Annotated in this window: 10 protein-coding genes and 3 pseudogenes; 6 read left to right on the top strand and 7 right to left on the bottom strand. The window is 39.5% G+C overall.

The window, feature by feature from the left end; translation table 11 throughout:
• The 4 genes from FTU66_RS12795 to FTU66_RS12780 all read right to left on the bottom strand — a co-directional run.
• A partial coding sequence (locus FTU66_RS12795; protein ID WP_179989049.1) for a transposase occupies positions 1-216 on the bottom strand: 216 nt, incomplete at its 3' end.
• Between the two features lie 236 nt (positions 217-452).
• Entirely contained in the window at positions 453-1,073 is a 621-nt protein-coding gene (locus FTU66_RS12790; RefSeq protein WP_154320123.1) for a hypothetical protein, read from the bottom strand.
• A gap of 18 nt (positions 1,074-1,091) precedes the next feature.
• Entirely contained in the window at positions 1,092-8,135 is a 7,044-nt protein-coding gene (locus tag FTU66_RS12785; RefSeq protein WP_179990510.1) for a hemagglutinin repeat-containing protein, read from the bottom strand.
• Between the two features lie 86 nt (positions 8,136-8,221).
• Positions 8,222-9,979 carry a ShlB/FhaC/HecB family hemolysin secretion/activation protein gene (locus FTU66_RS12780; RefSeq protein ID WP_154320126.1) on the bottom strand — a complete coding sequence of 586 codons (1,758 nt, stop codon included), beginning with the start codon at positions 9,977-9,979 and terminating at the stop codon, positions 8,222-8,224.
• 305 nt (positions 9,980-10,284) lie between these two features.
• Between FTU66_RS12780 and FTU66_RS12775 the strand changes: the two genes are divergently transcribed.
• Positions 10,285-10,623: a transposase gene (locus tag FTU66_RS12775; RefSeq protein WP_154320127.1), complete on the top strand. Its 339-nt coding sequence runs from the start codon at positions 10,285-10,287 to the stop codon at positions 10,621-10,623.
• Here the strand turns inward: FTU66_RS12775 and FTU66_RS12770 are convergent.
• Positions 10,608-10,910: pseudogene (locus FTU66_RS12770) on the bottom strand (transposase); the annotation flags it as partial. The gene FTU66_RS12775 and the pseudogene FTU66_RS12770 overlap by 16 nt on opposite strands.
• Positions 10,911-11,245: 335 nt before the next feature.
• On the opposite strand from FTU66_RS12770, the gene FTU66_RS12765 reads away from it, so the two are divergent.
• Positions 11,246-12,478 (top strand): ATP-binding protein, encoded by a 1,233-nt coding sequence (locus FTU66_RS12765; RefSeq protein WP_094069408.1) that lies wholly within the window; start codon positions 11,246-11,248, stop codon positions 12,476-12,478.
• Between the two features lie 38 nt (positions 12,479-12,516).
• Positions 12,517-12,603 (top strand): annotated as a pseudogene (locus FTU66_RS13740) (HNH endonuclease); the annotation flags it as partial.
• Positions 12,604-12,871: 268 nt separating this feature from the next.
• Here FTU66_RS13740 and FTU66_RS12760 read toward each other — a convergent pair.
• A pseudogene (locus FTU66_RS12760) lies at positions 12,872-13,699 on the bottom strand (TonB-dependent receptor domain-containing protein); the annotation flags it as partial.
• 474 nt (positions 13,700-14,173) lie between these two features.
• On the opposite strand from FTU66_RS12760, the gene FTU66_RS12755 reads away from it, so the two are divergent.
• Together FTU66_RS12755 and FTU66_RS12750 are read left to right on the top strand one after the other, a co-directional pair.
• Complete coding sequence (locus FTU66_RS12755) at positions 14,174-15,727, top strand: esterase-like activity of phytase family protein (RefSeq protein ID WP_167846514.1); 1,554 nt, start codon at positions 14,174-14,176, stop codon at positions 15,725-15,727.
• 67 nt (positions 15,728-15,794) lie between these two features.
• Entirely contained in the window at positions 15,795-16,676 is an 882-nt protein-coding gene (locus FTU66_RS12750; protein ID WP_094069355.1) for a hypothetical protein, read from the top strand.
• 22 nt (positions 16,677-16,698) lie between these two features.
• Here FTU66_RS12750 and FTU66_RS12745 read toward each other — a convergent pair whose 3' ends face one another.
• On the bottom strand, positions 16,699-16,902 hold the full coding sequence (locus FTU66_RS12745; RefSeq protein WP_094069354.1) for a hypothetical protein: 204 nt from the start codon (positions 16,900-16,902) through the stop codon (positions 16,699-16,701).
• Positions 16,903-17,292: 390 nt separating this feature from the next.
• Between FTU66_RS12745 and FTU66_RS12740 the strand changes: the two genes are divergently transcribed.
• Positions 17,293-17,595 (top strand): type II toxin-antitoxin system HigB family toxin, encoded by a 303-nt coding sequence (locus tag FTU66_RS12740; protein ID WP_154320130.1) that lies wholly within the window; start codon positions 17,293-17,295, stop codon positions 17,593-17,595.
• Positions 17,596-17,603: the final 8 nt, after the last annotated feature.

Here is a 17,603-nt window from a genome sequence, read left to right as displayed (position 1 = left end):
TTCCGCATACATCTTTTTAAGTCTGGTATTTTCGGCTTCTAGCTCTTTCAGTCGAGCCATTAATGATGTATCCATACCACCATATTTGGCACGCCATTTATAAAAGGTAGCATTACTCATGCCGTGTACACGGCAAAGGGTCGCTACAGGTGTGCCAGATTCTGCCTGTTTCAAGATGGACATGATCTGACTATCAGTAAATTTAGATGTTTTCATGCAGAATCTCCTGCTCGTATCTTAAGAGAAAATTCTACTTTTAGATCCTATTATTTTTAGGGGGGATTACCGTATCTTTCACATTCGTCACAGTACCTTGACCTAAGGTTGCCTTGGTCAGTTGTTCTGTTTCTTGCCCGCTGCTATTGATACCAATGGTCGTTGAACCTTTTGGAGCTGTAGAAGCTTCTTTAGTTCCCTTTTGTGGAATACCAATACTGGTCGATACATTAATTTCAAAAATTAAAATCCTTTAACGTCTTTCCTTTTTCATCCAATAATTTATATACAAAATCAGGTTCAATTTTTAAAAATAACTCAATAACATCATGAATTTTCCAACCATGTATTTCTGGATGATCAATGATTGAAATTAAATGTTCTTTTAAAAATGGAATATATTCTTTGAAGTCCTCATCGATTATTAAACCAAATAAAGAATCTATTCCAAAAGGTTGAGTATTAGCAAGCTCTATTATTTTGACAATATATGGAAACAATTTTTTTCTTGTTAAGGTACCTAGACCATGGTCAGATTTATCAGCCCAATAACGAATAAATGCTCTAAGAACATGTTGCAATGTATCATCATAACCATTTAGCCTATGATCAATAAAACCATTTAATTTATTGTTTTCAAATAATGCAGTTAAAGCATTAAAACCATAATCATCTCCCCAAAATGTCAACAATTTAGCAGCTTGGAATACAATATAGTCATCCGAATTTGTTAATAATTCTCTTAACTGTTCTATACGGCTAACTGAAATATCTTCAGCATCTAAGTCCTCTGCTATATCTGTATAATTGACACTATCAGGAATCTCATTTAATAAGTCTATAATCTTCTGTTCCAACTCTATACTCCTTACAAACTATTTCTTTATGTATTCTGATGGAACACAACCTTTGATTAAGCATTCCCCATCTCTAATAGCATGATTCAAATCTTTATTTGCATCTCTTAATTTATCTCGATTTTTTTTACTAGGATTACGATCATATTTCGCCTGAGCTGCATCGACTTTAGATTGTAATTCCTTTCTAACTTCGGTATGTGTCACAATCTGACTACCAGAAATCTTACCTGCATCAATATCTTCCTGCAATCGCTTCGTATCAATCTTAATTTGCTCACCACCATAATTTTTAGAATCAATAGCTATTGCTGGATCACTTGTTGAAATGTATGGTGTATTCTCAGAATTACCACCTCTAATATGAGATTGAACAGATCCTGTTCCTTCAGGGTTTGCAGCAACCAAATCACCTTTGTCATTTATGTAAGCTTTTGGTTTACCTTTATAATTTTCTGTAGCAGAAAAATCATGATCATTACGAGTAACATAATCAGGAACAGTAGGTTTTACTGATATTTCATCACTATTTTTAGCTTTTCCTTTCCCTGAAATTAGTGTCTCAGCAGCTATACCAACAATAAAAGTAGCACCTAGCTTTGCATTTTGCAGTGATTCCGCATAATTAAGACTTCGTTGAAAATCATCATCGCTTAGTCCAAGCTGTTTCAACTCACTAATTTTTTCAGACCGACTCCAATCATCATATAGACCATCTGAAAGTCCGTAGAGTGATTTTACTAAATGATCTGATACCGCATTTGTAGCATAATCAATATATTCTCCACTAAATTGATTAACTATATATCCTGCTGTTGCTTTTACAGGCCCTCCTAACAACACGCTAGCAGCAAGTTGTATTTTTTCAATGTCAACACCACTATCTACAGAAATTTTTTCTATATTTTTACTAATTTCTGCTGCCGCATGTAAAAATTTAAAACCTAGTAAATCCGTTTCTTTTACAGCAAGAGAACTATCTGTATTTTCAGCTAATATACTAATTAAGGAGTTTGAGTTGACTATTGGTTGCTCTTTAGAGAGCTCAGAATTAAGAATCTGTTCAATGCCACTACCATTCTGACTCAAAATATCTAATTGTTCTTGGACAGCAGATAATTTTTGAATTGCATACCAATAATTATCTGTATCTATAATCTTTTCGACCTCTTTAATTTCAAGACCATTTTTCAATAGCTCCCCTGCAACTTGCTGCCCATATTCCTCTAAACCCTCAAAATCTGCTGGTAAACTATAAAGTTTTGCTTGTATATTATTTAAACTTTGTAAAGCCTTCTCTTTATATTCTCCCTCAGGCATTTGCTTCACAATATTTTCAGCACTTTGACGGAAATTTTCAGGTAATTCCTTCTGCTCTTGAATAATCTCCGCCCGTCCACTCTTACTCAGTAAACGCTGATCAACCGTCACAGAACCATCCAGCATGCCCGTCACTTGGTCACGAGTAATTTCTTGCGTATTATTAATGTCCCGATTGGTGCTGTCTGGGGCATTTGCAACAGTCCCTTGACCCATCGTTGCCTTAGTCAATTGTTCTGTTTCTTGTCCACTGCTGTTAAGGCCAATGGTGGTTGAACCGTTTGGATATTTGGATTTTTCTCCATCTTTGTTGTTCGTGGTTTTGCCTATCGTCGTTGATACATTAAAACCACTGCTACTGTTGTAGTTATGATCTTCTATGTCTTTCAGCGCAAGTTCGCCTGAATAGTTCAGCTTACCGTGATCCGTTAATGTGCCGTCTTCATTCTTCGTCGCATTGGCAATCACACCACCAATACTGGTAATATTTTTAACACCCATCGCATCTAGATCAGCATCGTTCTGCGCATTGCCAATCAGCAGCTTACTAGTGTCATTTACCCATGCACTGTCAATGCTGCCCTTACTTTGGTTATAGCCAGCGCTGATATTGCTGGCTTTACCGTTAGAACCAAAACCTAAGCCAATATTTCCGCCTTTGCTGCTATTACTGCTAGTCTCTGTATCCTGCAAGCTTTCTACATGGATCTGATTTACTTGTAGATTACCTCGGTCAGCGATAGAAACCTCACCGCCCTGAATATTCAGTTTGTCTATTGCACCTTCAGTACGATTCAGCACAACTTCACTATTTACGTGGGTGAGGCTTTCGTTTTGTGATTGGCTGGTTTGCTTGCCTATTGAAGCACTGCCGCCACCGCCATAGGTATAGCTCACACTTTGGCTATTGGTTTTACTATTGCTGTCCTGTTTACTATGCTCGACGCCTGCAGTCACATTGAGGTCTTTGCTGCCATCAAAGGTCGTGGTGCCTGTTGCATTCACTCGGCTGCCTTGGATATTGATGTCTTGGCCTTCTGATTTAAGCTGAAGGTTATTTAAATCTAAGTTGCTACCTTGCCATTGGCTTTGTTCTGTATTCGTGGTCGTCGTAGTTTCAATCCTTTCACCATTGGCACCAATAGTAAAGCCATAGGTTGCACTGCTTGCAGCCGCAGATGCGGCTGCTGCCCCTACAGCAATCTGTGCACTTGCCACATTGGCCGTTGCCATTGCGACATTGGCTTTGCTGTCATCTAAGGCTCCTTTGGTAATTCGACCCGCTGCATAGTCACGTTGTGCTTGGCTATAATCATCTTTAGCTTTAGATAAGGCTTTAGTTGCATCTGCAACAGCTTCTACCGCTAAGATTGCATCTAAATAGGCATTGCGAATGCCGACTTCTGTACTGATGGTTTCAGTATGAGTCTTTTCTTCTGTGGTGGTTTTATTTTCATAACCGCCTATGTTAAGATTTCCTCGACCATGATCAATGATCGTATCACCTGTCGCTGTGATATTTTGGCCGAGGATATCTACACCTTCTGCACCTTGAATTGTTAAATTTTCAGTATTGATATTGCCTGACTTATGCGTTGTGGCTGTAGTTTTAACGGTATTCTCTGCGTCTTCAAGTACAAAGCCGCCCACTCGAATGCTGTCTTTATTCAGCTTAACCCCAAGACCTTGTACCGTTTCTTTGCTGTTTGACGTAACAGTTTTGTGTTGTTCTTCTGCTGCATCGAGCGTGACTTTTTTGCCCGCTAAGACCGTGTTCTGTGCATCAATGTTGCTACTGGTCAGTGTCGTTTGACCTGCTGAACCCACATAGACATTATTGGCACCAAGATCGGTCCCTGTTTGTGTTCTTTGCTCAGTCCGTGTGCTCGATGATTCTCCGATCGTGATCTTCGGTGCTTTTAATCCCGGAGCTAAAGCCTCAATACCCGCTAAGCCAACAGCAGTCACTTTCATTAAGTCTTTGGCAATGCCACGATAACCTTTTTGGGTTTCATCCCATTGCTGATCATTGGTTTCTAATGTCGTCAGACTGACATTTTCGGGCAGGGCATTACCATCTTTGGATTTTAAACTGCCATCCGCTTGGCGTTCGAATTGTTTATTGCCAATATAAATATTGTCTTGAGCTTGTATATCATTGGCTTGCAGCTCGATATTTTTACCGGCATTGATATCAACATTTTTGCCAGCTTTGAGCTGTGTTTGTGCAACATCTTCGTCGATATATCCTGATTGACGGTTTTTAAATTGAATTGTATTTTTCTTGGCTGTTTCCGTGCTCTTTATATCAGTATCAATATCTGACAAAAGTTTTACATTGCCTTGGTTTGCCGTAATTTGAATGCTGTCTTTCGCACCAGCTTGCAGGTGCGTGGCTTGAATATCTCCTGTTTGGCTATTGATCAGGATATTGCCACCCGATTGGATGTCGGTTGCAATCGATTGACTGGTCGAAGATTGGATTTTTTTATCTGTTGTAGAGAAGCCACCTTTTTCTTGGGCTGCAAGCTGAGAACTGCGTTCATCTCGTCCATTTTCGATCAAGACATTTTGTCCAGCATCAATCACTACATTGCCCGACGTACTGTTCAAGGTGCTGGCTTTAATCTGAGTATTGGCACCACTTTGCAGGGAAATATTTCCTTTCGCCTGAATCTGCGTCCCTACATCTCGACTCGAAGCATTCAGAATCTGATCCTTGTCACCTGCTGAGCTTAAATCACTGCGACTGACATTCACCGTAGAAAGATTCAGGTCTTGTCCCGCTTGGATCGCAATGCTACCTTGGCTTTGTAGATCTGATGCAGTCAGATTGATATTATTCTTGGCATTGGCAACCAGCTGACCATCCGCATCTTGTACATACAGCCCAGCAACACGGCCAATGTTTTCAGCGCTAAATTCACTTAAACCGTGCTTATTTTCAGTTTTAATCGTCGTGGTGATGTTGTTAATGTCTCGGCCCGCATCAAGGGCAAGGATTTGATTGGCGGTCATTGTCCCACCAATATTATTGATATCGGTGTGTGCTGTCGCAAAGACATCTCGACCTTGTATTAAGCCACCCACGTTATTAATGTTATTGGCTTCAAGACTCACCAATTGGCGTCCAGCAATACTGCCTTGGTTGTTTAAATCCCCACTCAGTTTTAAATTGACCGTCTCGCCTGCAATCAAGGCACCTTTGTTGTTTAAGTCCCCCGACTGTACCGCAACATACACTTTCGGTACCAAGACTTGGATTTTTTCGCCATCAACGGTAATGGTTTCTGTCACCAGCCACACCATATCACTGGTCAATCGAGCAATCTGTGCTTCTGAGAGCTTCACTCCAACACTTAAATTAAGATCTTTGGCAGCACTTACCCCAGAATCCATCAAGGCTTTGAATTGATCCTCGAAGTTCGTATAACCATCTAAATAAACTTGACCCGTCAGTTGTGCAATTTGGTCATTGACCAGTTTTTGCTCGTAATAACCATCCCCTAAACGTTTTTGCATATTTTGTGGGTTGGTCGTGAACATTTGCAGCATGTAATCACTGCCTAACCAATTTTTATAATTGGTAAAGGCATCGCTGCTTTCAATCAAAGGGCGGTTATTATTTTCTTTATTAACGCTGTATAAGGATTGCAGCGGTAAGCTGAGTTCTGAGGTATCACCATTTAATGTGCCTTGGTGAGCACCATCATATTTCACCACATCAAGTTTTATTGGCGTTACGATATCAGCTGGATTATAGGGTTTAACACTGTTCCACTTACTTCGTTTACTTGTACCTAATGTATTCCAACCTACATAGTGATACTGTGATGTCCCCGTTTTAATCACACGATGCTCACCCTCAGCATCAATATTATTCACTTCATTTTGTTCAATATTAATGCCTTTCGTCGCTAGAATTTGGCTCTTGTCATTGGTCAGGCTTTGGCCTTTTAGCGTCAGTGTGCCACCTGAAATAATCTCCGCTGGTGCACTGGAATCCACATAGTGTTGGGTTTCGTACTGGTTGTAGATATATCGGGTATAGTCTTCATATTTTTGACCATCCAGATAAATGCTGTCATAACTGCCACGACCTGTAATATGCGATGAATCAAGAATTTCAGCGCTTCCAGCACCTTGATAAGCGGTCACATCTTTGCGGGTTTCTGGTATTTCTTTGACACTTGAACTGAAATGCAAATTTCGGTTGGTCAAAATATCCACGCCTAAGTACATATCACCCACGGATTGAATACGTGCACTGGCATTGTCTAATAATGCGGCAGAGCCTTCTGCCATATGGTTTGCATTGAGTTGTCCACCAACAGTCAGCGCACCTTCGCTGGCAATTAAGGCTTGTTCTCGGTTTTCAATTTTTCCGCCTGCAATATCTAAGCGTTGACGTGCCGCAATCGTGCCTGCTTTGACATCGCCATTGGTTTGCTGTTCTGCATTGAGAAGATGCGCGGCTTGCAGGGCAATATGGTCACCATAGATTTGACCTGTACCCACGTTTTGGATGCCTTGACTGGCATCAATACGAGTTAAACCTTGGCTATTAATGAGGCCGGTATTGTTGACGTTTTCAGCCTGAATGCGTTGATCGCCTAGACTTAATATCTTGCCATTATTGTTTAAATCTTTTGCTTGAAGATTTAAACTCGCTGGGGTGCTATCGACTTTATTTTCTGCAACTACTGCACCGCTATTTTGCAGCTCGCCATTGGCACTGATTTTAATATGCCCGGCTGAAGCAAACACTTGCCCTGCATTGTTAATCCCAACCCCTTGTTCGGTACTGATTAAACTGATTTTGCCCGCATACATTCCGCCTAAGTGACTGGTATCAATGGCAAACTGTGGCACAGTGCCTGCCAACCCCGAAGCCGCCTGTATCGCACCAGCCTGCGGATTAACTTCAATATCATTTTGTCCAGCAACCACCGTCAATTCTTTAGCCCAAATCCCCGCATTGATCTGTGCAGCACGGCTGAGTAACTGGGTATAGTCGGCTTTACTGGCATCCAAGCCCTGACCTGTGATGTTAATCACCCCGTCACGGACTTGATAACCTGTCACTTGTCCATTTTGAATATTCGGATTGGCGGTACTTAAAGTCACCCCACCTGCATTGATAAAACCGCCACCATCGACATTAATCCCAGCTTGGTTGGCAATGATCACATCTGCTTTACGTCCACCGACCTCTACATAGCCATTTAAGTGACTTGGATTGCTGCCGTTCACCTGATTAACAATGACTTTGGCTTCACCGCCTGCAAGCCACGGATTGGCTTGGATATAACCCCCAAGCTGCGTTTGAGTATTTTGGCGGCTGTTATTTAAAATGACACCGTTCTGATTCACATCAAATTGCTGGTAGTGATTCACCGATACCCCAGCTTTGCTTGGGGTTTGAATATTCACCTGCGTTGTGCCATTGGCACTGTTCAATATCGTTGGACGCTGATTGCCTGCCGCATTCGAGTCTGCAACAACATTGCTGTGCGATACACCAATAGATGCATTGATCAGGGCAGTGCCTGTAATCAGCATCAATGAAAATGAAAGAACTTTTAAAGCTAAACTTTTTTCAGAAGCAACGACTGGTGTTTCAAGATCAACCGCTTTATTATTCTGTGTTGAGGCTTGTCCTGCAGCTGCGACATTTTCTGCAACAGCAATCATTTCACCACGGGTTTGACTAAAAATCGTTTTATAGCAGTTCTTATTCATTTTTCAATTACCAATGTGTCTTTATTTGGGAGATTTTTTCGCTTTAATACTACGAGCTCATTTTTTAGTTTGTACTTTTCTTTAGATCAGAATGAATAACTGGCACTAAAACCATAATTCAAATCATAATTTTGGAAATATTCAGGCTTCTTGATTGGTTTACCGATAAATATATCGTAGTAAAAAGTGCCACCCACCTTAAATTGACCACGTAGCCCCATCGCACCACCCACAAGGGTTTTACCTAAAAGCCATTGGGCAGATTGACCATCAACATGCCCAGCATCCAAGGCCATATAGAATTGATGTGCGGGAAAAATAGACATGGCTAAATCATTGCGCCAGTAGAAGCCACGGTCTGCTGCTAGGGTTAGGTCACCATCAAAACCGCGTACTGTATACCTTCCACCAATGGAAAGCCGGTCTTGGATGGTCAGCGGGGTGTCATTGTATTGCGCTCTAAAGGCACTTGAGTAGCTATATTGCTGGTTCTCAAATTGGAACGGAACATTCAGATTGGCATCTAGCGTCCAGATCTTCATCCGTGATGTACCTTCGTTCAGCGCTTCCTCAACTGCTGGTAATGAATCGAATGCACCTGTGCCTCGCTTATACCCTAGACTCAAATCCAGCACTGCAAATTGAATATATTCACGATGATCAAGGTTTAACTGCCAACCCGCAACATCTCTGCGCTGTATGGTCAGTTCGGCATCATCAATATAGCTTTTAGATTCTCGATGCCAGCCTTTCAAGGTCGCTGAGGTTTTACGCTTGGCATCCCGATAAAGCAATCGGGTCAAGCCTAAGTCTTGAGTCTGACTTTCTCCATTATAGTTATAGACATTATTGGTGCCTGCAACAGCTTGGTCATAATTGTATCGACTCGCATTGGCGCTGATCAGCCAGTTTTTATAAGGGACTGAATAATGAAGGGCATAGTTATGGGTTCCGCTCTTCACAGTGGTTCCATTTTGATCCGTAATCTCTTGCTGATCTGCTAAGTTACGGCCCATGGTGACGTAAAATAAGTCACTTCTAAATAAAGGGTTATCGACTGAAACGGTGATGTTACCTTGGTATTTACCGGTTTGACGACTACCGGCATCATCAGCACTTAAGGTCACGCGAATTGGAATTTTTCGCTGTTTCCATTTGACGATAACATCACTTTGATTGGGCGCATCTGCAGGAATAATTTGAATATCAGCTTCCGCTGTAGGCAGTCTTTTTAAGTTTTCTAAGCCTTGCTCTAAGTCACGTAAATTGAGAATATCGCCACTCTTCATTGGAAAGATATTTTTGGCATATTGAATTCGGCCTGCTCGGGTATTTTCCTCATCACTTAAATCGAGTTTGATTTCTCGAACTAATCCCGGAATGACGGTGAGTTTTAATACGCCTGTACTTAAGTTTTGAGGTGCAGCCAATATTCGTGTCGTAGTAAAGCCTCGGCCAATGATGATGTTCTGCGTTTGCGTCATCAACAGATTAATTCGCTGCTCACCCATGCATAAACCTGGAGTAAAACTTAAATCTTTTAACGCTTGTTGCACATATTGATCAAAATGCTTACTCATTTCGCCATCAAGTTCAACTGTCTTGATTTCAAAACAATTCTGATCTTCAAGGTCGGTAAGTTGTACAGCTTCTTTTTTTTGGATGACATCTAAATTAACATCACGTTCTGGTTGTATAATTTTTTCTAGTTCTGCTTGGCGCTGCTGGTTTCGAATCAAACCATCTATCGCTGGATCAAATGTTTCTGCAAATGCAAAAGGAGTAACAACAAAACCACCCAAAGTAAGCAAAATACTTTTTAATACTATATTTTTTTTGAACATAAATTTATTGCATGTTAAATTTTGCGCAGAAATTAACAAATAATGACCAAATATTCAATGGTATTTTATTTTTCAATTTCTCCCATTAGATTGTACCCCTCAATAGACACTTAACTTTCATTCTGCAGGACACCTTCACTTGCCACATGTGTCGTTGATAGCCAATCTGACCATTGTTCTTGATATAACTGTACCATATGAGCACTTGGCTGTTTTTTCGTAAGCGTCCGCTGAACACACCTTATGAATTCATCCTATAAGCCTTAATTTAGTCCCCACTTAAAAACAAGTGGGGACTTAAATTTATGACGACAAATAATCAGACATCCATCGCATCTCTAGCGAAAAAACGAAGAACATACAGTGCTGAATTTAAACAGCAGATCGTTCAGGCTTGTAAAGCACCTGACGTTTCAATTGCTTCGGTCGCTTTGCAACATGGATTGAATGCAAATCTTGTATCCAAATGGATTCGCTTATTTGATGGTAAACCAAAGAATGATCGCTCACCACCACCGAATAAACCTGCATTTATTGCCTTATCCTGCTCTGCACCATTAGATCCTATTTCTACTAATATGTTAACGGTTCAAATTGCTTTACCTCACTCAAAAGCAGAAATTGGCTTTGTGATACGGGTCTGATTTTTCTTGATAAGCTGTGGCTCAAATTTACCCTCACGATCTCTAGGGGTATCTAGTTCAAACTCACCATCATCAGTCAGTAGACGCTTCGTTGTGTAACCATTGCGAGCATTTTTACCTGTTCGTGGACTATTCTTTTCGTAACCTAAATGGTCGGTGAGTTCCGCATTAAGGGCAGTTTCAACAGTCAATTTCTTTAAAGCCCGACTAAAATTATTGAGATCGAGTTCGGTTTTTAGGTTCTTGGCTAACTCTTTAGCGAGTGCCAACATTGCTTCATCTTTCATGGTAAACACCTTTTGTTTGACCCCAACAACGTTGGGGGAGTTTAAGCGTTTACATAGTTTTATTTACAGTCTCAACAAATCCGAAAACAAGGCATCACCATTGCTCATCTAAGGAGTAGACCCAGATACGATATTAGGCATATTTAGGTTTTTTGTCGTGTACAGAGTCAAAAAAGATAGAATCTGGATTTTTATTACATTTACTATCCGTATACTTCAACAGCAGCTTTGAATGTTTCACTTAACCTTAAACTTTTTTTAAAATTAAATATATTTACATATACGTTCTAAAATTTGATATAATTTATTAAAACTTTAGATTCCAAGTGTAAATAATGAGAAGCGCTAATATTCGACGTGATGGCTACTTAAAATTTCTGAATACATGGCAAGACCGTGATGTCATTAAAGTACTTTCAGGTGTGCGTCGCTCTGGAAAATCCACCTTATTGGCAATGTTTCAACAAATCCTAAAAGCACAGGGTGTACAAGCCGAAAACATCATTGCCATCAACTTCGAATTTATGGAATTTGAAGAACTCACCGATTACCGTAAACTACATGATTATGTATTGTCCAAAGTTGATAAAAGTAAAAAAAACTATGTTTTCTTAGATGAAATACAACATGTTACAAATTTTGAGAAAGTAGTCGACTCTTTATATGTTCGGGATTATATCGATTTATATATTACAGGCTCAAATGCATTCTTTCTAAGTGGAGAACTTGCGACTTTACTTACAGGACGCTATATCGAGCAACATGTTCTACCTCTGTCATTCCAAGAATTTAAACAGTGGCATATTGAAAATAATCCGATCATCCAACAATTATCAAATCGTGATTTGTATGCCATGTATACGCGCAGTAGTTTCCCTTATACGCTTGCCATGACTAGCCAGCAGGAAACTTATGATTACTTGCAAGCAGTCTATGCCAGTGTAATGTTTAAAGATGTTATTCCCCGTTTGAATACTGCCGATATTAACTCTCTCGAGCGTGTCGCAAGATATTTGGCAAGCGTGACAGGCTCACCTATTTCCATCAATAAAATTAAAAATACCTTTGTTTCAAGTGGGGTTAAAATTTCATTTGAAACAGTAAAACGCTATATTCAGGGCTTACAGGACAGTTTGTTATTTTATAGTGCCGCACAATTTAAAGTACGCGGGCGTGAGTTATTACAATCCTCTGAAAAATACTATTTAGTTGATGTCGGATTGCGCCGGATTATGTTGCCTGATGCTAATGCTGATCAAGGTCATATCTTAGAAAATGTGATTTATCTTGAGCTTGTCAGACGAGGTTATACGGTCTATGTAGGGCGGGTTGATGAATATGAAATTGATTTTGTTGCTGTCGATACTTTACAGAATTTAACTTATTATCAGGTGGCATTAGAAACGCTCAATGAGGAGACACTCAGCCGAGAGTTACGTCCATTACAGAAAATTTCTGATTCGTATCCCAAGTATTTGCTTACCTTAGACACGATAGGGACTGAAGCGAATTATAATGGTATTGTAAAAATGAGTGCTCTCGATTGGTTGCTATCTGAAAATAAGTAAAGTTGAGGGTAGACATGGATACACTTATTTATTAATTAAAACTCAAAGACTTTTCAGCATTAACCAAGAGTGTGATCAAGCATAATTTCTGCTCCATTTGTGATGGATTGATTTACCTCGACTCGATTTCTATCTGATTAAGATGTATGGTCCGCTTGCATCATGTGAGGACAGGAAAAGGCGAAACGGCTACTTTTTGCATGTGATTAGATAGTTACGGCTGTTATAATCCGTTACTTAACGGGGGATTAATATGTTTAAAAATTTATTACTGAGTTTATTTGTGGCTGTTCCACGGCTTTGTTGCATAAAGATTTTGTAAGCTTCTGATTTAAATAGGTTTGTATGAATTTCAACCTAAAAATTAATGAACAAAATCAGTTGGTTATGTATTTATGCAACAAAGCCTATGTTAGAATATTTTTTTATCGATAGTCCAACATTAAAATTTCGTCTATCTGCGGGCTCAAAGAAACGATTATTACTATCATTGACAATCACGGAACCCACATAGTTTCGATCTAATAAATTATCTAGTCGTGCATAAGTATTTACTTTCCAGTCTTTATTGACCCACAAATAGCCAACATTTGCCGCAACGACCGTATAACTTGGTGCAGTATCAGAGTTGATATCATCGACATAAATCTTGTCCATATAACGTGCTTCTAAGCCTGCCTGAAATCCCTGCTCAGGTTGCCATGCCAAGCCTACAAAAGCTTGATTCTTGGCAATACCTGGAATATATGTTCCTTTTTGTATCAGCGGTTTGGTTGTGGTCGCTGGAATATCAGCATCAAAAGTCGCATCTAAATAACTATAACTGGTTCGAATATTGAGTGCTTGCCAGAGCTGTTTTTGCCACGATAACTCTAAGCCTTCACGTAAGGTTTTTTCTGCATTACGAAATGTGCTTCGCCCGCCATTGGCATCGTCAGGCACAATGTCATTTTTAGTTTCAGTATGAAATACAGCAAAAGTAAATAACCCTAAGGTATTCTGCGATTTTAAGCCAAGTTCTACGGTATCACTGGTCGCAGGTTTTAAATTAAAGTTAATGCCTGAAGTCCCTACTGTAAGATAGGCCATCTCGGTAAAGGTTGGTGTTTCGAAGCCTTTGCCATAGCTAGCATAAGTATAAAGCTCAGGTAATATATCCCAGCCTAAAGCGACAGTTGGAAGTAACTTTTGATAATCTGTTGAACCACTGTCATCACCATTGCCTGTGGTTTAGTCATGGTGCTGAAGCTATTTCTGATGTCTTAATTCTATTACCTGCAACACAGTACATTTAAGTTGATGATGCTACTAGCAATGTTTTAACTATTGGAAAATATTACAGTAATTTAAATTATTTGGGGGAATTTTCAATAAACATAAATTTCGACACGTCACATTGTGTCGTTAGTAAGTAGGATGATTCAATCACTTCAAACTTAGCATTGGTATAACCCTGCCCTATGAGACAGCTTCATAATAAGGCTGCTTATATCTAGAATACTGTGGCAGTTTAAAGTTTTATTTTAATTTTACCTCAAACCACATTTGATAAATAATGAAGAAAACCTAGATATAACCCCCACAAACTACTGATATTTTTAATTTGCTAAAATTTTACATTGATCATATTTCATTCATGTAATTGTCATTTTTGCTTCTTATGATGAAGCTTTTTAAACATGATGCTTCAAAAAAATGAAAAAAAAACCACTAACCTTAGCTTTATTAGCTTCGACAATTTTATTAACCGCATGTACTGATGATGGGGACAATGGTCAAAATGGATTGAATAGTTTGATTCAACAGACGCCTTTAGTACTTGGAAATGATGATTGCTGGAGTGCTGGAACACGTATTGAAAGTGGTTTGGATAAAAATCAAAATGGTGAGTTGGATGCGAATGAAATCCAGCAAAGCTCCATCCAGTGTGGTCCAAACTTATTTGCCCAAGGGGTTGCATTGCCTTACCAAAACTTAACAAGCTTTAAGGCGAATGGAACAACTATTGCGAGTGCATTTACACTTCGACAGGGTGGCTTTGGCTCTGATGTTGCTGCCCATCCTACGAACAATAAACAATTTTACGCAATCACAGATCGTGGCCCAAATGCTGACTATAATGATGGCGTGAATGGTGCTGGTAAGATTTTTCCAATGCCAGACTATATACCTAAAATTGGGTTGTTTGAGGTACAAGATGATGGCTCAATCAAACTCATCAAAACGATTTTATTAAAAGATCGTGATGGAAATAATATTAGTGGATTACCGAATACTGCTGCACTAGGTGGTACAGGCGAAACACCTTACGATATTCATGGCAAGGTCATCGCTAAAGATCCATCAAAGCCTTATGACCCAATAACGAACCCTATCAAACTTGATGATTACGGTCTCGATTCTGAAGGTTTGGCAGCATTGAATGATGGTACATTCTGGGTGAGTGATGAATATGGTCCTCACATTGTGCACTATGATGCCAATGGAAAAGAAATTGGTCGTATTAATCCTTTTGTAAATGATGTGCGCAATACCTTCACTTTACCGCAAGAATTTAGTTATCGTCGTGCCAACCGTGGTATGGAAGGTTTAACTATTACACCTGACCAAAAAACATTGGTTGGGATTATGCAATCGACAATGGACTTACCGACTAAAGCTGTTAATAAATCAACCTTAACACGTATTGTGACGATCAATCTTGAAACAGGAAAAGTTGCTCAGTATCTCTATCGTCAAGAAATTGATGCTAACTCAAACTCAGCTATTATTGCGATTAATGATCATGAGTTTTTAGTACTGGAACGTGATGGCAAATTCCTTAAAGACGATCCGAATATCATGAAACATGTTTATCGTATTGATCTGAAGGATGCTACCAATTTGGAGGATATCGCAACTCAGGGCGATCTAGTGCAAGATCCTAAACTTGGTTTAACGATTGCAGGTAAAACCCTCGAGCAATATTTCATCAATAACGATAAAAAATGGGAAGCATTACAAGCACTAAATATTCAGCCAGTAAGTAAAACATTGGTATTGGATATGGGTAAACGTGTAAGTTATGCGCATGACAAAATGGAAGGTCTATGGTTGATTAACCGACAAACTCTTGGCATTGTGAATGATGATGACATGGGTCTTTGGACAACCAATGGTTTAGAGCAAAAGTATTTGGATAATGTGGGCATGCGTGTCGATACACCTACCTTATATATTGCCGATAAGTTAAATCTTTTCAACCCATAACAATGAATGAAGCCCAAAAGCTAAAACTTTTGGGCTTTTTAAATTCAACTTTTGTCTAGAGAGAAAAATGAGAATAACTCAATCGGCTTTGATAACTTTCTTGGCAATTACAGTGCTACCATCGCTGAGCTATGCATCTCCCAAAGTCACATCTCGCGAATACAAAGTACTATTAGATCCCATAAATTTTAATTATGGAAATGAAGCAAGCAGCATAAATAGCTATTTTTCAGCGGTGAAAAATGCGATTGAAAATAAAATCAGTCGTGACGTAACTGGTGCTATGATCTTTGATACACAAAGAGAAATCCGCTTTTACGATACTCAAGGAAGCTGTACTTTAAAAAATATGGGATACAGCTTCAGAGAGCGTAATGAAAATGGTACAAAAGAAGTAACTTTAAAGTATCGTGGATATGACCATTATATTGCTGACTTCAAAGATTTGACTAGCAATGTATCAGGCGCAAAAACTAAGCTAGAAGATGACATTACTCGTAAAGATAACTTGAGTTTCCTTGTAGTTGCAAGCAAGTCAACAACCGTACCAACCTCGCGAACCATTAACGATTTTGAGGATATCAATATTCTATTTACTGGCTTCAAAAATGACTATAATTTTAATAATAGTCTAGCCCTGAATCAAGTTGGTGGTCTAACTATCTATGAACGAAAATATAGTGGTGCAACGATTGATTTAGGTGAATTCGATGCAGATTTAGAGTTAAGTTTATGGTATACCCTATTGCCTTACGGTAGTCTAAAACCTGTTTTAGCAGAAATTTCGTTTAAATATTCAGATCCCAATGCGAATTTCACAAGAAAAGTAGTTGATCGTGCTGCTTTAAGCTTCAGTGCTTTAAAAGGTTTAACCCAATATAATGCACCAACTTCGACAGCAACAAAGACTCAGTTTGTGTACCAATATCAATCAAATTTCTGCAATTAGCCTTCATACACATCTAGAAAATTTAACCTGATAGAAACAATAAAAAATGGGTAACTGTCAGATCAGGTTTGAGATACAAGTTATCCTTCTCTGCCCCAATTTCAAGCCCAATATTTAAAGCTTGGGCTGTTCTAAACACATTAATCACACAGCCTAAACCGAGTGAATAAATCGGCTGTCTTAATAGAACAACAACAGCACCTAGAATATGCTCAACTTCAGCCACAGTTTCAGGCTCGTATAGGTATTTTCCGTTCGCTTCTACGTGATTGTCAGTTTAGGACGCAAACTGGGGCTCATCCCGCCTGCACGTCCAACGCACAGCTTGGGGTATGAAGAATCACTCTATTGGTTCAGAGTATTGGCCTTCTTCGATGGCAAACGCAGCCGCATGTCGAAAAGGCCCATCAGGCGAAAATAGCAAGCCCCCCATTTGATCACTTACCGTGGCAGTTGGGACAATGGGGCAACACTTGATATGCCGAGCTTAAGAGGGTGAATAAGAGGGATGTGAACCGCCCCAAGGAATGGGGCAATTGGGGATGCGGTAACAACTCCTAACCGCATCAAGAATACCAAACTTGCAAAAGTCCCAAATTGGGACTAATATCTATTTATGAGAATTATCGCACTATCAACCTTAAAAACATTTTGGGAAGACAGCTCAGAATACATTGACGCTAAAGAGCCAACGTTAGCTTGGTATAGGCATGCATTAAACGCTGATTGGGGAGCACCGGCGGATGTGAAACAGGACTTTAGAAATGCCAGCATCCTCAAAGATGGGCGTGTCGTGTTTAACATTGCCGGTAATAAATACCGGTTAGTTGCTTGGATCAATTATGCGTACAAAGTGGTTTACATACGGTTTATCGGCAGCCATGCGCAATACGATAAAATTGATGTACAAACGATTTGAAGCCAAAA

Source organism: Acinetobacter sp. YH12131, assembly GCF_013418635.1.
GTDB classification, from domain to species: Bacteria; Pseudomonadota; Gammaproteobacteria; order Pseudomonadales; family Moraxellaceae; genus Acinetobacter; species Acinetobacter towneri.
This window is presented reverse-complemented; position numbering and strand designations above follow the sequence as displayed.

Coding starts and splice junctions, on each gene's coding strand:
- FTU66_RS12785 (WP_179990510.1), bottom strand. CDS start 8,135: ATGAATAAGAACTGCTATAAAACGATTTTTAGTCAAACCCGTGGTGAA.
- FTU66_RS12780 (WP_154320126.1), bottom strand. CDS start 9,979: ATGTTCAAAAAAAATATAGTATTAAAAAGTATTTTGCTTACTTTGGGT.
- FTU66_RS12775 (WP_154320127.1), top strand. CDS start 10,285: ATGACGACAAATAATCAGACATCCATCGCATCTCTAGCGAAAAAACGA.
- FTU66_RS12765 (WP_094069408.1), top strand. CDS start 11,246: ATGAGAAGCGCTAATATTCGACGTGATGGCTACTTAAAATTTCTGAAT.
- FTU66_RS12755 (WP_167846514.1), top strand. CDS start 14,174: ATGAAAAAAAAACCACTAACCTTAGCTTTATTAGCTTCGACAATTTTA.
- FTU66_RS12750 (WP_094069355.1), top strand. CDS start 15,795: ATGAGAATAACTCAATCGGCTTTGATAACTTTCTTGGCAATTACAGTG.
- FTU66_RS12740 (WP_154320130.1), top strand. CDS start 17,293: ATGAGAATTATCGCACTATCAACCTTAAAAACATTTTGGGAAGACAGC.